The 16,975-nt window shown below is 64.4% G+C and carries 13 protein-coding genes; 3 read left to right on the top strand and 10 right to left on the bottom strand.

Translation table 11 applies throughout. The annotated features are described in order from the left end of the window. Window positions 1–71 precede the first annotated feature (71 nt). On the bottom strand, window positions 72–1,892 hold the full coding sequence (locus tag IY145_RS06520; protein ID WP_196410434.1) for a putative bifunctional diguanylate cyclase/phosphodiesterase: 1,821 nt from the start codon (window positions 1,890–1,892) through the stop codon (window positions 72–74). Between the two features lie 509 nt (window positions 1,893–2,401). Between IY145_RS06520 and IY145_RS06515 the strand changes: the two genes are divergently transcribed. Continuing rightward, entirely contained in the window at window positions 2,402–2,914 is a 513-nt protein-coding gene (locus IY145_RS06515) for a hypothetical protein (RefSeq protein WP_246721813.1), read from the top strand. A gap of 43 nt (window positions 2,915–2,957) precedes the next feature. Here IY145_RS06515 and IY145_RS06510 read toward each other — a convergent pair whose 3' ends face one another. Both IY145_RS06510 and IY145_RS06505 read right to left on the bottom strand, forming a co-directional pair. Next, complete coding sequence (locus IY145_RS06510) at window positions 2,958–3,341, bottom strand: cell division protein ZapA (protein ID WP_196407456.1); 384 nt, start codon at window positions 3,339–3,341, stop codon at window positions 2,958–2,960. Window positions 3,342–3,350: 9 nt separating this feature from the next. After that, window positions 3,351–3,644: a DUF4164 family protein gene (locus tag IY145_RS06505; RefSeq protein ID WP_196407455.1), complete on the bottom strand. Its 294-nt coding sequence runs from the start codon at window positions 3,642–3,644 to the stop codon at window positions 3,351–3,353. A 341-nt stretch (window positions 3,645–3,985) separates the two neighbouring features. Between IY145_RS06505 and gap the strand changes: the two genes are divergently transcribed. Both gap and IY145_RS06495 read left to right on the top strand, forming a co-directional pair. After that, a complete protein-coding gene (gene gap / locus IY145_RS06500; RefSeq protein ID WP_196407454.1) occupies window positions 3,986–4,993 on the top strand; it encodes a type I glyceraldehyde-3-phosphate dehydrogenase in 1,008 nt (335 codons plus the stop codon). A gap of 34 nt (window positions 4,994–5,027) precedes the next feature. Further along, window positions 5,028–6,221: a phosphoglycerate kinase gene (locus IY145_RS06495; protein WP_196407453.1), complete on the top strand. Its 1,194-nt coding sequence runs from the start codon at window positions 5,028–5,030 to the stop codon at window positions 6,219–6,221. 98 nt (window positions 6,222–6,319) lie between these two features. Here the strand turns inward: IY145_RS06495 and IY145_RS06490 are convergent, their stop codons facing one another. The 7 genes from IY145_RS06490 to IY145_RS06460 are packed head-to-tail and all read right to left on the bottom strand — an operon-like array spanning window position 6,320 to window position 16,651. Further along, complete coding sequence (locus IY145_RS06490) at window positions 6,320–9,004, bottom strand: nitrate reductase (RefSeq protein WP_196407452.1); 2,685 nt, start codon at window positions 9,002–9,004, stop codon at window positions 6,320–6,322. Further along, window positions 9,004–10,629 carry a sulfite reductase subunit alpha gene (locus IY145_RS06485; protein WP_196407451.1) on the bottom strand — a complete coding sequence of 542 codons (1,626 nt, stop codon included), beginning with the start codon at window positions 10,627–10,629 and terminating at the stop codon, window positions 9,004–9,006. Before IY145_RS06485 ends, IY145_RS06490 begins: the two co-directional genes overlap by 1 nt. After that, window positions 10,626–12,380, bottom strand: a complete 1,755-nt coding sequence (locus IY145_RS06480; protein ID WP_196410432.1) for a NirA family protein — start codon at window positions 12,378–12,380, stop codon at window positions 10,626–10,628. The genes IY145_RS06485 and IY145_RS06480 overlap by 4 nt, the downstream gene beginning before the upstream one ends. A 2-nt stretch (window positions 12,381–12,382) precedes the next feature. Continuing rightward, window positions 12,383–13,597, bottom strand: a complete 1,215-nt coding sequence (locus IY145_RS06475) for an NAD(P)/FAD-dependent oxidoreductase (protein WP_196407450.1) — start codon at window positions 13,595–13,597, stop codon at window positions 12,383–12,385. A gap of 12 nt (window positions 13,598–13,609) precedes the next feature. Next, window positions 13,610–14,401: an ABC transporter ATP-binding protein gene (locus IY145_RS06470; protein WP_196407449.1), complete on the bottom strand. Its 792-nt coding sequence runs from the start codon at window positions 14,399–14,401 to the stop codon at window positions 13,610–13,612. A gap of 13 nt (window positions 14,402–14,414) precedes the next feature. Beyond that, the gene (ntrB, locus tag IY145_RS06465) at window positions 14,415–15,311 is read right to left on the bottom strand and encodes a nitrate ABC transporter permease (protein ID WP_196407448.1); all 897 of its coding nucleotides are present in this window, start codon (window positions 15,309–15,311) and stop codon (window positions 14,415–14,417) included. Window positions 15,312–15,325: 14 nt separating this feature from the next. After that, window positions 15,326–16,651, bottom strand: coding sequence for a CmpA/NrtA family ABC transporter substrate-binding protein (locus tag IY145_RS06460; RefSeq protein ID WP_196407447.1), 1,326 nt, complete (start codon window positions 16,649–16,651; stop codon window positions 15,326–15,328). Window positions 16,652–16,975: the final 324 nt, after the last annotated feature.

The following is a 16,975-nucleotide window of genomic DNA, read 5'->3' as shown; positions in this document are numbered from 1 at the left end:
TCTCTGCTCGGTCGTTCTCGCCTGCATATAGCGCGCTCTTCGGCGACGTCTGCGCGACCCTTGTCGCCCGCTCACGCGAGCGACAAGGGCGGATGCGCGTCGCCGCCGATTGCTTCGACGCCTCCGAGAAAGGCGTTCAGCGGTTTCGGCGAGCTGATCACGAAGCCTTGAATCTCATCGCAGCCGAATTGGCGGAGCATGCGTAGCTGCGCGTCGGTCTCGACGCCCTCGGCCGTCGTCGTTATCCCGAGATCATGCGCGAGAGCGATGATCGTCTTCACGATCGTCGCGGCGCGCGGACTGGTCTCCGCGTCCTGCGCCAGGGGCCGGCCGATCTTGATGCGATCCGCCGGAAGAGCGTGAAGATGCGCGAGGGCCGAGCCGCCGACGCCGAAATCATCGAGCGCGACGGAGACGCCGAGCGCGCGGATCGCCGTCAGACACTCCAGAGCGTCCTCATTGTCGACGAGCCGGACCGATCCGGCGATCTCGATCTCCAGCCGGCTCGGGTCCATTCCGGAAACGGCGAGCGCCTCGGCGACGTCTTGCGCGAAGCCGGCCTTCTCCAGCTGGACTTGGCCGACATTGACGCTGACTCGCGCGTCTGGGGATAGCGTGGCCGCGGAGGCGCAGGCCTCGTTCAATATCCAGGCGCCGATTTCGTATAAGAGGCCGGCCTTCGTCGCGACGGGGAGGAAGTCCTCCGGCGTGCGGAGGCCGTCGCGCGGATGCCGCCATCGAAGCAGCGCTTCATATCCGCAGACGCGCGTGACGTCGAGCGCGACGATCGGCTGAAAATGCAGCTCGAACTCGCCGTTGGCGACGGCCTGCTTCAAATCCTGCCAAATTCGCCGATTGGCCGCGATCCGCGACTCGATCTCGGGATCGAAGAAGCGAAAATGGCCGCGGCCGGTCGACTTGGCCTCGTAAAGAGCGAAATCCGCCTTCCGCATCAGCGTCCGCAGATCATAGCCGTCCTCCGGCGCCCGCGCGATGCCGACGCTGACGCCGACCGTCGCCATCGCCTCGTCGAGGTCGAAAGGGGCGGCCATCGCATCCATCAGCCGCATGGCGAAGCCGCCGATATCCGCGGGGGAGGCGGCGTGAGACTGAACCACGGCGAATTCATCGCCGCCGATGCGGGCGACGATGTCGCCCTTGTTCACGATCGAGGAAATGCGCTCGGCGACCGATTTGAGCAGAATGTCGCCGGCGCGATGCCCGAGCGTGTCGTTGATCTCCTTGAAACTGTCGAGGTCGATGCAGTGGATGGCCGCGCCGAAGCCATTCGCGACCGCGGCTGCTATCGCGGTCTCGCCATGCTGCTCCATAGAGGCGCGGTTGGCGGCGCCGGTGACGGCGTCGAAATAGGCGAGCCGATGGATGTGCTCCTTGCGCTCCTGCTGCTCCAGCGCGATGGCGCAAAGATGCACGCAGGTCGAGACGATGGTGCGGTCGAGCGAGCTCGCCCCCCGGCAGGACCGATAATAAAAGGCGAAAGTGCCGACGACGCGATCGTCGGAGGCGCGAATGGGCGAGGACCAGCAGGCGCGCAGCCCGAGCGGAAGCGCCAAGGCTCGGAAGGCGACCCAGCGGGGATCGTTCTCTATGTCGGTGACCTCGATGGGCTCGCCGAAATAGGCCGCGGCGCCGCAGGAGCCGGCGTCCGGCCCCGCGCGCATGCCGTCGAGCGAGCTCGAATAATGATCCGGTAGGCTCGGCCCCGCCAGAGGATGCAGCCGGCCCTCGCGGTCGACGGTCAGCACGGAGCAGATGACATCGGGCGCGAGCCGCTCGGCGCGTCGACAGAGCTCATTCATCGCGTCTCGCAACGGCCTGCTGCGCGCCAGACTCTCGAGCACCTCGTGTTGAAGCGCGCGAAGACCCTGCATCGTGACGTTAGAGCAGCAATTCTCACAGTCGAGTTCGAGCATTGGCCTCGCCCTTGAAGAATTCTTATCCTTTTTCATCGCATCTCGACCGTATCTATAAGATTTTGAAGTGATCTCCTTCGATAATTCACGTCTCGACGATAGTTGCGGGAATGAAAATAACGCGCCGACGCCCTCTGGGCGAATGTCGTGCAAAGCATCCGCTTCGGCCGAAGGGTATTATTGCATGTCCGCGCCCTGATGTGTAGCGCAGAGCTAGAGCGCAATTTCTTTCTGTTGGATCAATAAGATCGCCCAAGGGCCGGCGTCTCGCGCCAGCTTCGTTCACGCTCGGCGGCGAGCCCGCGAAAAATATGTGCGAGCCTCGTGAGGCGAGATCGCGAGGCGAGATCGCGAGACTTGCCTTAGCTACGTCGATGCCTCAGTCTTGCGCAGCCGCGGGCGGCGGCCGACCCACGGAGACGGGCGCGCCGTCACGAGACAACGACCCGTCGGCATGGGAGAAAAACATGTCGAAATTCGCCACACTGGCTCTGGCCGTCCTGATCTCGGCGCCCTTCGCCGCCGCTCCGGCGCGAGCGGTGGAGATCAGCCCCTTCTTCCCTCTGCCCAATTCCTTCGACGTCAAGGGGCCGATCAAAGACGGCGTGCTCGCGCAGCAGATTTCCTGGCTGGACGACGGCATCGCCGCGATCGAGAAAGCCCGCGCCGGGACCACCGCCCCGGAGAAGCTCGCCGAGCTCGACGCGCAGCTCGCCGCGGCGGTCAAGGAGCGCGATATATTGAAGGGCGACGCGGGCGGGCGCGATGTCGAGCTCGCGCGGAAGAATCTCGTCGTCACCAATCTCAACCGCTGGATCAATGCGCTCGCCCGCAAGGCGACCGAGCAGCTCAAGATCGCCATCCTCAAGGACGGGGCGGAGCGCGACGCGGCGGAACGCCGGCACATCCAATTGTCCCAGCAGGCGGACGATCTGGAGAAGGTCAAGCACGATCCCGCCTTCGAGGCCTGGGGTCGCTGAAGGTAGGTCGCTGAATGTCCCGGGCCGCCGAAGGCTCGGGCCGTCAGAGATCGGGGGGCGCGTCGCCGCCGCCGGACTGCAGCTCTCGGGAGAGGCGCTCGACGCGTGTCGTCGCATCCTCGAGCGCAGCGGCGATTTTTTCCTCGAGAGCGGCCTCGGCGTCTTTCGCCGCAGCCTCTTTCTCCCGCAGCGCCGCGAGCTCCGCCTGCGCCGCCTCGAGCTTGCGCGTCGCGATCGACGCCTCGTCGGCGAGGGTGAGCGCCGCCATCACGGTGATGCGCTGCTCGCCAATGTCGCCGAAACCCTCGCGCAATGACAGTATCTTGGCTTCGACGAGCTTGGCGAGCTCGTCGATATGCGCTTCCTCGCCATCCTCGCAGGCCATGCGATAGGTCCGGCCCGCGATCGTCACCACCACATGCGCCATTCGCCGCCTCTACGTCTCCGTCTGGTCGTCATCGCCGAGCACGGCGCGAATGCCGAGGCTCGTGCGGTCGAGACGCGTCAGCACCTCGTCGCGCGCTTTTTCCAGCGCGCTGTTCTGGGCGAGGGCGGCGTCGAGCTCGAGGCCCAGCCGGCTGCGGTCGTCCTGCATGACGGCGAGCTCCTCCTCGAGATCGGCATGCGACAGCTCGGCCTCGATACGGCGCGTGACAGTCTCCTCCAGGCGCTCCAGCGCGCCGGAGAGCCGCTGCAGCGCGTCGTCGAGCCTGTGCGGGACTTGCGTCATATGGAAACCGGACCGATCACGATTAGATACCCCTTACGAATCGTCTTCTCCTAGCATGAATCGCGCAAATCCCAATCCGCGCGGCGGGGCTGCGAGCGCTTTCCGCCCGATTGGAATCGTTCGATCGACGAGAACTCGCTGCAAATGAAAAGCCGGCCCGGAAGCGACCGGCGGCCGCGTTGACAGGGGGGCGCGACCTGTTATCAAGCCGCTCATTCGAGCAGGCGCTCGCCGCCGGAATAGGCGCCAAATCCGCAGCAGAACGGGCATAGCCCCGATTCGGGGCGATTTGCCGGCCGCCCGAGGCCCGCCCGGGAGAGCAGACGAGAAGGAGCACCGCTATGGCCGTGAGAGTGGCGATCAACGGGTTCGGACGCATCGGACGCAATATTCTTCGCTATATCGTCGAGACTGGCCGCACCGACCTCGAGGTGGTGACGATCAACGATCTCGGCTCGGTCGAGACCAACGCCCATCTCTTGCGCTATGATTCCGTGCATGGCCGCTTTCCGCGCGAGGTGAAGGTCGATGGCGATTCGATCGACGTGGGCTTTGGGCCGATCAAGGCGACGGCGATCAAAAATCCGGCCGAGCTGCCCTATGAGGCGCTCGGAATCGACATAGCGCTCGAATGCACGGGGCTCTTCACCGCGCGAGACAAGGCGAAGGCGCTGCTCGACGCCGGCGCGAAGCGCGTGCTGGTCTCCGCTCCCTCCGAGGGCGCCGACATCACCGTCGTCTATGGCGTCAATCAGGACAAGATCACGAAAGACGATCTCGTCGTCTCCAACGCCTCCTGCACGACCAATTGCCTCGCCCCCGTCGCCAAAGTGCTGAATGAGGCGGTCGGCATAGAGCGCGGCTTCATGACGACGATCCACTCCTACACGGGCGACCAGCCGACGCTGGACACGTTCCACAAGGATCTCTATCGCGGCCGCGCCGCGGCGCTGTCGATGATCCCGACCTCCACCGGCGCGGCCAAGGCCGTGGGCCTCGTGCTGCCGGAGCTGAAAGGCAAGCTCGACGGCGCCGCGATCCGCGTGCCGACGCCCAATGTCTCGGCCGTCGATCTCAAATTCGTGCCGGGGCGCAAGACGAGCAAGGAGGAGATCAACGCCGCCATCATCGCCGCCGCCGACGGGCCGCTGAAGGGCATTCTCGGCTACACCGCCGACAAGAATGTCTCCATCGATTTCAACCACGACCCTCGCTCGTCCATCTTCCATCTCGATCAGACCAAGGTGATCGAGGGCGAGCTCGTTCGCATCCTCTCCTGGTACGACAATGAATGGGGCTTCTCCGGCCGCATGACGGATGTCGCCGCGACGATCGGAAAGCTCATCTGAGACGATTTTTCCTCGTTAACCGGGAAGCACAGCCATGCCGTCTTTCAACACGCTCGATTCCGCCGATCTCGAGGGCAAGCGCGTCCTGTTGCGCGTGGACCTCAATGTGCCGACCGAGAACGGCGTGGTCACCGACAAGACGCGCATCGAGCGCGTGTTGCCGACGATCGAGGATATTTCGAAAAAGGGCGGCAAGGTGATTCTTCTCGCCCATTTCGGACGGCCGAAGGGCGAGCGCAAGGACGAGGATTCGCTGAAAGTCGTCGTCGCCGCGATCGAGGAGACGGCAAAGCGCAAAATCGCCTTCGCTGATGATTGCATCGGCGATGTCGCGCGCGCGGCGATCGCGCAATTGAAGAACGGCGATATTCTGCTGCTCGAGAACACGCGCTTCCACAAGGGCGAGGAGAAGAACGATCCGGCCTTCGCCGCCGAGCTCGCCAAGCTCGGCGACGTCTATGTCAATGACGCCTTCTCGGCCGCGCATCGCGCGCATGCTTCGACGGAAGCGCTCGCGCATCTTCTGCCCGCCTATGCCGGCCGCACCATGCAGGCCGAGCTGCAGGCGCTCTCCGAGGCGCTGGAGCATCCCGCTCATCCCGTCATGGCGATCGTCGGCGGCGCCAAAATCTCCACCAAATTGGAGCTGCTCGGCAATCTGATCCGCAAGGTCGATATCCTCGTCATCGGCGGCGGCATGGCCAATACTTTCCTCGCCGCGCAGGGCAAGCCTGTCGGCAAATCGCTCTGCGAGCATGATCTGCTCGACAAGGCGCGCGCCATTCTCGCCGAGGCGCAAACATCGAAATGCGAAATCGTGCTGCCGATCGACGCGACGGTCGCGCAGAAATTCGAGGCCCATGCGCCCTCCCATATCGTCGCGATCGAGCATGTCGGCGAGAGCGACATGATCCTCGACGTCGGGCCCAAGAGCATCGCTCATATCGAGAGCCTGCTCGCCAAGACCAAGACGCTCGTCTGGAACGGACCGCTCGGCGCCTTCGAGCTGCCGCCCTTCGACGAGGGCACCAACGCCGTCGCGCAGACGGCGGCGCGACTGACGGTGGAAGGCGAGCTGCTCTCCGTCGCAGGCGGCGGCGATACGGTCGCGGCGCTCAATCAGGCCCATGCGGCGCAGGAGTTCAGCTATCTCTCGACCGCGGGCGGCGCCTTTCTCGAATGGCTCGAGGGCAAGGAGCTGCCGGGAGTCGCCGCGCTGCTGAAGTAGCGCCGTCGTCATCGTTGCGAGCCGGAGGCGAAGCAATCCAGGTGTCGCGGGCGGGCCCGTGGATCGCTTCGTCGCTATGTTACTCCGTTGACGGCGCGCTACTCCTCGCAGCATGCGCGCGCCGCCGCGATGGCGCGTTTCAATTCTGGAATGCAGGAGCCGCAATTCGTGCCGGCGCGCAGTTTCGCGCCGATCTCGGCGACGCTGCGGGCGCCTTGCGCGATCGCTCTGTCGATCGTCTTTGCGCCGACCCCGAAGCAAGCGCAGACGGTCGCGCCCTCCTCCTGCGCCCCATCGGCCGCGCGTCCCGAGAGCAGCGCTTTGCGTTGCTCGATGGTGAGCCGTTCTTTCTCGAACAGCGCGCTCGCCACGTCGAAGGCGGCCCGCGCGTCCTGCCTCCCGACGAAGAGGCACAGATCGACGCGCTGCTCGCGAAAGCGCGCCGCGCGATAGACGCCGCGCGCTTCGTCGAGATAATCGGCCGCATTCGCCCCGTCGCCGAGCGACGCGACATAATCGCGCCACACGCCGAGCCCGGTGTCCGAGGCGAACAAAAGGCCATGGCCGTCGGCGACGGCGACCTTGGTTCCGAGCTCTGCGAAAGCCGGCCGAAGCGGTGCGCGCGAGAGCAGGAAGCCGCGCGATTTGAACGCGACCGCGTCTATGCGCGCCGGCGTCGCCTTCGCCTCCGGCTGTCCCGAATGCGGATCGGTGATCGCCGCGACGAGCGCGCCGACGCGCGCGAAGGACGATGTCTCGTCGCTCCAATGAATCGGCGCGAACAACTGCCCGCGCCGCTGCCGATCGGTGACGGCGACCGCGAGCATACATTCGCCGTGACGCGTGGAGACGCGCGCGAAGCCGCCGTCGACGAGGCCGAGCGGCGCGGCGTCCGCCGGATGAATCTCGACGAAGGGAAAGGGCAAATGTCGCGCGAGGCGCGGACTCTTTCCCGTGCGCGTCATCGTGTGCCACTGGTCGCGGATGCGCCCGGTGTTGAGCCGAAAGGGAAAGGCCGCCGAGGTCGAGGTTTTCAGCGCGGGACGCTCCGGCGCGACGAAGCGCGCCTTGCCGTCGGCGGTGAAGTAACCGCCCGCTGCGAAAAATCGCTCGCGTCCTTTCGTCTCGCCGGCGCGGATCGGCCACAGCGTCGGGGGCAGCGCATCGAAGGCCTCGTCGGAGAGTTCCGCGAGTCCGCCTATGTCGAAGCTGCGTGCGCCGTCATTCTCGAAAGCTGAGAGCGCCGCATGCTCGCGAAACACATCCGCCGCCGAGCGAAAGCCGAAAGCCTCGCCGAAGCCCATGCGCTCCGCGAGCGCGCTGACGATGCGCCAGTCCGGCTCGGCCTCGCCGGGCGAAGGCAGAAAGGCGCGCTGGCGTGAGATGCGCCGCTCCGAATTGGTGACTGTTCCCGATTTCTCGCCCCAGGCCTGCGCCGGCAGCAGCACATGCGCGCCGGCGCCGATCGTGTCGTTCGACAGCACATTGTCCGAGACGACGAAGAGATCGAGCTTTGCGAGCGCGGCGCGCGCTTCGTCCGCCTGCGGAAGCGAGACCGCGGGATTTGTTCCCATCACCCATAGCGCCTTGATCTTTCCGCGCGCTATGGCCTCGAACATCTGCACGGCCTTGAAACCTTCGCGCGTCGCAATGCGCGGCGCGTTCCAAAAGCGCCGCACGCGATCGATCTCGGCGTCGGAAAACCCCATATGCGCGGCGAGCTGATTGGCGAGGCCGCCGACCTCGCGCCCGCCCATGGCGTTGGGCTGCCCGGTGAGCGAGAAGGGCGCGGCGCCCGGCTTGCCGATGCGCCCGGTCGCGAGATGACAATGAATGATGGCGTCGACTTTGTCCGTTCCCTGCGCGGATTGATTGACGCCTTGCGAAAAGGCGGTGACGACCTTCGGCGTCGCGGCGAAAAGCTCGAAGAAGGACGCGACGTCCACTTCGCGAAGGCCGGCGGCCGCGGCTGTCGCCGCGATTGTCGGCGCGATCTCGCGCGCGGCCGCGAGCGCTTCCGTGAAGCCCACTGTGTGACGCGCTATGTAATCGTCGCAAGTCGCGCCGTTGGCGACGAGATGCGCGAGCAGGCCGCAAAACAGCGCGACATCGCCGCCGGGCGCGATAGGCAGAAACAGATCGGCCTCTTCCGCCGTCGCCGTGCGACGCGGATCGATGACGACGAGCTTCGCGCCGCGCTCCTGCTTGTTGCGCAATATGCGCTGGAACAAAATCGGATGACACCAGGCCGCGTTGGAGCCGACCAGCACGATGAGATCGGCGCAGTCGAGATCCTCATAGCATCCCGGCACGACATCGGCGCCGAAGGCGCGCTTGTGTCCGGCGACCGTCGAAGCCATGCAGAGCCGCGAATTGGTGTCGACATTGGGCGAGCCGATGAAGCCCTTGATGAGCTTGTTGGCCGCGTAATAATCCTCGGTCAACAATTGGCCGGAGAGATAGAAGGCGATCGCCTGTGGCCCATGCGCGTCGATCACGCGCTGAAAGCCTCGCGCGACATGGTCGAGCGCTTCGTCCCAGCTCGCGCGACGTAGCTCCGCGCCGGAGCGGATCATCGGATGCAGCAATCGCCCTTCGAGCGATAGCGTCTCCTGCAAGGCCGAACCTTTGGAGCACAGCCGTCCGAAATTCGCGGGATGCTCCGGGTCGCCGGCGACCGTCGCGCCGCCGCGCCCGTCCGGCGTCGCCAGCACGCCGCAGCCGACGCCGCAATAAGGACAGGCGGTCGCGACGGAAACGCTGCTCGGATCGACTCTCTGCATCAATAGACATCCTGTCGATAGCGGCCGTTCTTCTTCAATTCCGCGACGAAAGCGACGGCCTCGTCGGTCGAGCGTGCGCCATATTGCGCGACAATGTCGACGAGCGCGCGTTCGACATCCTTGGCCATGCGCTTGGCGTCGCCGCAGACATAGATATGCGCGCCCTCGGCGATCCAGGCGAAGAGATCGCGGCCGACTTCGCGCATGCGATCCTGCACATAGAATTTCTCGGCGCCGTCGCGCGACCAGGCGAGCGACAGGCGTGTGAGCAGGCCACAAGATTTCATCGCATTGAGCTCCTCCGCATAGAAGAAATCGCAATCGCTGCGCTGATGGCCGAAGAACAGCCAATTGGCGCCGCGCGCGCCGATCGCCGCGCGTTCCTGCAAAAAGGCGTGGAATGGCGCGACGCCCGTGCCGGGGCCGATCATGACGATCGGCGTGTCGGGATCATTCGGCAGCGAGAAGCCGTGCGATGGCTGAACATAAACTCGCGCCGGCGCGCCGCTGTCGATGCGTTCGGCGAGGAAGGTCGAGGCCACGCCTTTGCGTTTGCGCTTGCCGATCGTATAGCGTACCGCATCGACGGTGAGCGACACGCGTCCCGGCGCCGTCTTCGGCGAGGAGGAGATGGAATAGAGGCGCGGCTGCAAAGGCTCGAGCGATTCGACAAAGGCTTCCGCATGTGGCCGCACGCCCGGAAATTTCATCAGCGCCGCCAACACATCGAGATCGGCTGCGTCCTTGTCCGGATCTTCGCCCTGCGCCAGCGCGCGCGCTTTGGCGCGCGTCTCGCCTCCGGTGAGGAAGGAGACGAGCTCGAAGAGACGATCCGGCGCCGGCGCGAGCGAGCAATCGTCGCGCAGCGCGTCACGCAGGCTTTTGCCGTTTACCGGCGCGAGCGGCGAGGCGCCGATCATGGCGATGATCTGATCGACGAGGCCGAGATCATTCTGCGCGAACACGCCGAGCGAATCGCCGACAGCGTAATCGAGACCGCTGACGGAAAGATCGAATTCGACATGCCATGTTTCTTTTTCAGACGCAGGCTTGTTCAGTCGCCGCCGCGACAAGAAGTGAGCGTCGACGGGATTGTCGCGCGAATGGCCGGGCGCGGACGTCGGATGCGAGTCTGAAGGCTCGCTGCCCAGTCCCGGCTCTGGACCGCGAGCCTTCAGGCTCGCATCCTCGGCGGACGGCGCGGAATAGAGCTCTTCGGCGAGCGTCCTCAACATGCGCGCGGTTTCCTTGCCGCCCGGCGCGCAGAGATTGAGCCGCTGCTCCTTGTGGGCGAACAGCGCTTCCGCATAATTGTGGCAGTCATAGCCGCATTGGCCGCAGTCTTGCTGCGCCATGGCGGCCATTATGCGTCGTCGCAGCGGATGCCCTTGCGCGAGCGTCATGCGCTCCTGCAATCGCATCGTCTGATCATGCCAAGGCGCGGCGCCGTCGTCGCCATTGCCCGCGATCGCCGTATTCTCCGCCGGCGACAAAGTGACGACGCCCGCGTCGTTCATCGATATCAACTCGGCGAAGAATCCGTTGAGCCAGACGCGCTGCTCATCGGAGAAAGGCGCGGAAGGCGGAATGAGCTCGAGCCGTTGCGGCCGCGTGATCTCGTTCATTTTTCGGTCTCCGCGAAGAGTCGTTTCAACGTCTCTAAATCGTGGCGCCGCGTGAAGGCGGCGAAGCTCTCCTCAGCCGTCGCGCGATGCGCGAGATAGGCGCGCAAAATGCCCTCGACCTTGCGCGGCGCGTCTTCCGCTGCGACATTCTCGAATAATTCGCGGGCGATCGCGCCTTCGGCGCCGAAACCGCCGCCGACGACCATGTGATAGCCTTCGACTGTGTCGCCTTCGTCATTGATCGCGACGCGCGCGCCGATGAGGCCGATGTCGCCGATATAGTGCTGCGCGCAGGAGTGACGGCAGCCGGTCAGATGTAAGTTGATCGGTGTGTCGATCGCGATTTGCTTCTCGCAATGAGCGGCGATTTCGTCGGCGTGCCGCTTCGTGTCGGCGGCGGCGAAGCGGCAGCCCACATTGCCGGTGCAAGCGACGAGGCCGGCGCGGATCGGCGAGGCCTTTGTCGAAAGGCCGAGCGCTTCGATCTGCGCGACCGCCTCGTCCACGCGGGAGTCGGGAACGCCGGAGATCAGCAGATTTTGCCAGACGGTGAGCCTTATGTCGCCGTCGCCAAAGGCGCGCGCGATGTTCGCCAGGCCGCGGACATTGTCGCTGGTCAGCCGGCCGAGCTTCAGCGCGACGCCGAGCCAGTTCTTTTCCACCTGCTTTTGCGCATGCACGCCGATATGGGCGTGCCGGTCGAAGCCGGGCCGCGGCGCGATCGCCGCCGCGGGCGCGCGCAGAAGGGCGCGGCCGAGCCGCTCTTCGACGAGCGTCAGGAATTTTTCGAAGCCCAAGCGATCGAGCACATATTTCAATCGCGCCTCGGCGCGATTGACGCGGTCGCCGGTCGCGATGAAGACGCGCACTATGGCGTCTGCAATTTCGATGGCTTCGTCCGGCCGCGCGATGACGCCGGTCTCGCGCGCGAGATCTTTGTGCCCCGTAATTCCGCCGAGCGCGAGACGGAAATAGATTCCCGGCTCGAGGCCATGTCCGTCGACGATCTCGACCGCTCGAAAGGCGACGTCATTGGTGTCCTCGAGCACGGCGATGCAGCCGGCGCCGTCGAAAGCGATGTTGAATTTCCGCGGCAGGCCGAAGAGAGAGCGATCGTTGAGAATGTGGAAATGCAGCGCGCGCGCCAGGGGACGCGTGTCGATGAGCTCTTGGCGATCGATTCCGGCGGTCGGAGTTCCGGTGATATTGCGAATATTGTCGGCGCCGGCGCCGCGCGTCCACAGGCCGAGACTCTGCACGCCCTCGATCATGGCGACGGCGTTCTTCGGCTCGATCTCGCGAATCTGGAGGTTCGCGCGCGTGGTGACATGCAAATAGCCGCCGCCATGACGATCGGCGAGATCGGCGAGGCCGGTGAACTGCCAATGAGTGAGGCAGCCATTGGGAATCCGCAAGCGACACATGTAGGAGCTCTGCGTCGGCGCGACGTAGAACAGCCCATGATAGCGCCATCGGAAATTATCGGCGACCTTCGGCGGCTCGTTGCGCTTCGCTCGAGTGGCGAGACGCGCATAGGCGTCGAAAGGATGCTCTTCGCGTTTGATTTTTTCTTGATCGTTGAGCTTGCCGCCGCGCGCGACAGCGCGATCCTGCGCCTCCAAATGGATAGCGTCCGGGCCGATAGGCGTGTCTTTCGTCGGCGCCGGGCCGCGCGTCGCGCGCGAGGCCTGAAAGCCGGAGGCGAAGCCTTCGAGATAGCGCTTTTGTTCCGCTGTGAAGTCGCCGGCCATGCTCACGCCGCCTTTCTGTCGCAGAGCGCGCGGCCGAAGATCAAAGCGTCGCGCCATTGCGCTATGTCGGCCTGCGAGCGAATGAGCTCGAGGCACGAAAGCGCTGCGCTGGCGTCGCCGACGAGCACGGCGCCGACGAGGCGGCCATCGTCGATGACGAGCTTCTTGTAGAGACCGAGGCCGATGTCCCGCCAGGAGACAGTTTCGCCGCCGTCGCGTCCGAGAAAATCGCCGGCGGAAAAGACACTGACGCCGGAGACTTTCAGATTGGTGGCGACGATGCTTCCCTCATAGATGTCATTTTCGCCGCAGAGCCGCGCGGCGAGGATGCGGGCCTGCTCATAGGCGGGCTCGACGAGGCCGTAGCAGACGCCTCTGTGCTGCGCGCATTCGCCGAGCGCGAATACGCTGTCTATATTCGTCTCCATATGATCGTTGATGATGACGCCTCTTTGCGTCTCGACGCCGGCGCTTCGCGCGAGCTCCATATTGGGCGCAATCCCCGCCGCGAAGACGACGCCCTCCGCCTCGAGCCGGCGGCCGTCGGCGAATTCGACGCCACGAACATGATCGTCGCCGATTATGCGGATCGTATTCGCTTCCAGCAGCGTCTTTATGCCTTTGCTCTCGATCGACTGCTTCAACAACTCGGCCGCAGGCGCGTCGAGCTGTCGCTCCATCAGCCGCTCCGCGACATGCGCGAGCGTCACCACGGCGCCGGACTTTGTGAGGCCATAGGCGGCTTCGAGACCGAGCAGGCCGCCGCCGATGACGACGATCCGCTTGCGCTGCGCGGCCATGCGCTTCAGCGCGTCGACATCGGCGCCGTCACGAAACACGCAAACGCCGGGGAGCTGCGCGCCGGGCAGGGTGAGACGCAGCGCGCGCGAGCCGGTGGCGAAAACGAGCTTCGAAAAGCCGATGTTCTCACCGCTTTCGAGCGACACGCGCTTTGTCGAAAGGTCGATAGCGCGGGCCTTGCGGCCATAGAGCAGTGTGACGCCGTGGTCGCGCCACCAGCTCGTGGGCTTCAACTCGATTTCCGCCATCTCCGTTTCGCCGGCCAGCACTGAAGAGAGCAGCACGCGATTATAGGCGAGGCGCGGCTCCGCGCCGATGACGGCGATGGCGTATCGGCCGAGCGCGCGTTTCGACAATTCGTCGACGAGGCGCGCGGCCGCCATGCCATTGCCGATGATGACCAGAGGCTCGCTCATCGTCCGCTCGCCTCACGCCGCTTCGACATAATGATGACGCTCATAGAGGAATTGCAGCACGCGGCGTCGGCATTCGAGATAGACGGGATCGGCGGCGAGCTCTAGCCGGTTGCGCGGGCGCGACAGCGCGACGTCGAGCGTCTCGCCGATCGTGGCGCAAGGGCCGTTCGTCATCATCACGATGCGGTCCGACAGCAGCACGGCCTCGTCGACGTCATGGGTGATCATCATCACCGTATTGCCGAGCGTGCGATGCAGCGCCATCACTCGATCTTGTAGATGCGCGCGCGTCAGCGCATCGAGCGCGCCGAAGGGCTCGTCGAGCAAAAGCACCTTCGGCTCCATGGCGAGCGCGCGGGCGATGCCGACGCGCTGCTTCATGCCGCCGGAAATCTCGCTCGGACGCTTGTCCTTCGCATGCGTCATCTGCACGAGCTCGAGATTGTGCATCGTCCAATCATGTCGCTCGGCGCGGTTCTTTTTGCCCGCAAAGATCTTGTCGACGCCGAGGCGCACATTGTCATAGACGGAGAGCCAGGGCAGCAGCGAATGATTCTGGAACACGACGGCGCGATCCGGCCCAGGCGTGTCGACCTGACGATTTTCCAGCACGACGCCGCCGGCGGTGGCGGTCACGAGGCCGGCGACGATATTGAGCAGAGTGGATTTGCCGCAGCCGGAATGGCCGATGATCGAGACATATTGTCCCTTCTCGACCGAGAGATCGACAGCCTCGAGCACTTTTGTCGCGCGGGCGCCGGTCGTGAAAACTTTGTCGACGTGATCGATGCGAAGATAGCTCATCGAAATTCCTTTCTCAGGAAGCCTGCGCGCCGCGCGTGGCGATGGCGCCGATCGCTGCGACGATGCGGTCGAGCACGAAGCCGGTCACGCCGATATAGGCGAGCGCGACGAATATGTCGGGCAGACGCGAGGAGTTCCAGGCGTCCCAGATGAAGAAGCCGACGCCGACGCCGCCGGTCAGCATTTCCGCTGCGACAATGGCGAGCCAGGACAGGCCGACGCCGATGCGCAGGCCCGTGAAGATGTAGGGCGCGGCCGAAGGAATCATGATCTTCCAGAAGAACTCGAATTGATTGAGCCGCAGCACGGCGGCGACATTGCGATAGTCCTGCGGAATATTGCGCACGCCGACAGCAGTGTTGATGATGATCGGCCAGATGGAGGTGATGAAGATCACGAAGATCGCGGATGGATAGCTGTCTCGAAATGCGGCGAGCGAGATCGGCAGCCAGGCGAGCGGCGGCACGGTGCGTAGAATCTGGAACAGCGGATCGAGGCCGCGCATCGCCCAACGCGACTGTCCGACGATGACGCCGAGCAGCACGCCAGCGACGCTGGCGAGTCCGAAGCCGATGCCGACGCGTTGCAGAGAGGTGAGAACACGCCAGCCGAGGCCGATGTCCTGTGGCCCCGCGACGAAGAAGGGATGCAGGATGAGATCATTCGCCTCGCTCCATATGCGCGAGGGCGACGGCAATGCAGATGTCGGCTTGATGCAGATGAGCTGCCATAGGCCGAGCAGGATCGCGAGCACGATCAACGGCGGCAGAACCGCAGCGAAGAAGGCGTGGATATGCGCGCGATGTTTCTCGATGAGCGGAATGCGTCGGCGCGCATAGAGCTCGTCGATCGAACGATCGTCGCCGGGCGTTACGTCGACGAGATCATTCTTGGTGATGTGCATCGTCATTTCGGCCTCTTCGGTCACACCTGCGCGCGCTTGATGGACAGGCTTTTCAGATAGGCTTGCGGATTTTCCGGATCGAAAACCTTGCCGTCGAAGAAGGTCTCCTTGCCGCGCGACGTCGACGCAGGAATCTCTTTCGCGGCGACGTTGATCGACTTCGCCGCCTCGCGCCAAATGTCTTCTCGATTCACCTTGTCGACGAGCGCCTTGATATTCGTCGTCGACTCGAGCTTGCCCCAGCGAATGTCCTCGGTCACGAACCAGGCGTCATGGCTTTTGAAGGGATAGGAGGCAAAGTCGCGCCAGAATTTCATAAATTGCTTCGTGCCCTTCTCTATGCGGCCATTGCCGTAATTGAGGTCGCCTTTCAGGCGGCCGAGGATGTCGGCGACGGGCACGTTGAACCATTGGCGCTTGCCGACGATGTCGGCGAGCTCCGCCTTGTTCTCCATTTTGTCGCACCATTGCTGCGCTTCCAGCACAGCGGCGGTGAGCGCGCGTGCGGCGCGCGGATTCTTGTCCACCCAATCGGCGCGCATGCCGAGCGCTTTCTCCGGATGCTTCGCCCAGATCTCGCCGGTCGCGCAGGCGGTGTAGCCTATGCCCTGATTGGCGAGCTGCTCGTTCCAGGGTTCGCCGACGCAAAAGGCGTCCATATTGCCGACCTTCATATTCGCGACCATCTGCGGCGGCGGCACGACGATCGTCGAGACATCCTTGTCGGGATCGACGCCGGCGGCGGCGAGCCAATAGCGCAGCCACAGATCATGCGTGCCGCCGGGGAAGGTCATGGCGACCTTCACCTCTTTGCCTTCGGCTTTCTTCTTGGCGAAGGCCTCGCGCAGCGCGGAAGCGTTGGTGGTGATCTTCAGATCCTTATATTCATTGGCGACGGAAATTCCCTGCGCGTCGAGATTGAGGCGCGCGAGTATGTACATCGGCGTCGGCGCATTGTTCTGCGTCACTTTTCCCGTCGAGATGAGATAGGGCATGGGCGTGAGAATATGCGCGCCGTCTATGCCATTGGCGGCGCCGCCGAGCACGAGATTGTCGCGCGTCGCGCCCCAGGACGCTTGTTTCGTCACTTCGACGTCGGGCATGCCATGCTTGGCGAAAAGGCCTTTTTCTTTTGCGATTATGAGCGGCGCGGCGTCGATGAGCGCGATATAGCCGAGAATCGCTTTTGTCGTTTCCGGCCCCGAGCCTTCCGCGAAGGCGCCGCCGGGAAAGGCCGTGCGTATGGCGGCGAAGCTCGCCGCGGCGCCGGCCGCGCCGCGCAGCAGCGCACGACGATCCAATGCCGTCGGGGATAGGAGCTTCGTTTCGCTTGTTTCGTCTGTCATCGTCACCGTCGTCCTCTTCGCGCTCGGAGCGCTTCGGTTAGGGCGAGTCGGCGCCGTCTTCTCGTCGACGGCGCGAAACGCAAAAAAGCCGCTTGCCTGGAAGAGGGCGCATGTAGCGCTAGCTCCCCGGGACAGCGGCGTTGCTGGTTCGTCCGTCGTTGGACTGAGAATGATGCGCAGGGCGCATCGTTGCGAAGATAATTGCAAGTCGCGCGCCAAATGGCGAAATCGGCGAGATCGCTTACAAATCAACGAAGTGTGATCGAAGCGCGCCTGCGGAGGCCGACGAGTGAGCCGGCGCCTTGCACAATCGGCGGGCGCCGA

The sequence above is a fragment of the Methylosinus sp. H3A genome, from assembly GCF_015709455.1.
Classification (GTDB): Bacteria; Pseudomonadota; Alphaproteobacteria; order Rhizobiales; family Beijerinckiaceae; genus Methylosinus.
This window is presented reverse-complemented; position numbering and strand designations above follow the sequence as displayed.

Coding starts and splice junctions, on each gene's coding strand:
- IY145_RS06520 (WP_196410434.1), bottom strand. CDS start 1,892: ATGCAGGGTCTTCGCGCGCTTCAACACGAGGTGCTCGAGAGTCTGGCG.
- IY145_RS06515 (WP_246721813.1), top strand. CDS start 2,402: ATGTCGAAATTCGCCACACTGGCTCTGGCCGTCCTGATCTCGGCGCCC.
- IY145_RS06510 (WP_196407456.1), bottom strand. CDS start 3,341: ATGGCGCATGTGGTGGTGACGATCGCGGGCCGGACCTATCGCATGGCC.
- IY145_RS06505 (WP_196407455.1), bottom strand. CDS start 3,644: ATGACGCAAGTCCCGCACAGGCTCGACGACGCGCTGCAGCGGCTCTCC.
- gap (WP_196407454.1), top strand. CDS start 3,986: ATGGCCGTGAGAGTGGCGATCAACGGGTTCGGACGCATCGGACGCAAT.
- IY145_RS06495 (WP_196407453.1), top strand. CDS start 5,028: ATGCCGTCTTTCAACACGCTCGATTCCGCCGATCTCGAGGGCAAGCGC.
- IY145_RS06490 (WP_196407452.1), bottom strand. CDS start 9,004: ATGCAGAGAGTCGATCCGAGCAGCGTTTCCGTCGCGACCGCCTGTCCT.
- IY145_RS06485 (WP_196407451.1), bottom strand. CDS start 10,629: ATGAACGAGATCACGCGGCCGCAACGGCTCGAGCTCATTCCGCCTTCC.
- IY145_RS06480 (WP_196410432.1), bottom strand. CDS start 12,380: ATGGCCGGCGACTTCACAGCGGAACAAAAGCGCTATCTCGAAGGCTTC.
- IY145_RS06475 (WP_196407450.1), bottom strand. CDS start 13,597: ATGAGCGAGCCTCTGGTCATCATCGGCAATGGCATGGCGGCCGCGCGC.
- IY145_RS06470 (WP_196407449.1), bottom strand. CDS start 14,401: ATGAGCTATCTTCGCATCGATCACGTCGACAAAGTTTTCACGACCGGC.
- ntrB (WP_196407448.1), bottom strand. CDS start 15,311: ATGACGATGCACATCACCAAGAATGATCTCGTCGACGTAACGCCCGGC.
- IY145_RS06460 (WP_196407447.1), bottom strand. CDS start 16,651: ATGACAGACGAAACAAGCGAAACGAAGCTCCTATCCCCGACGGCATTG.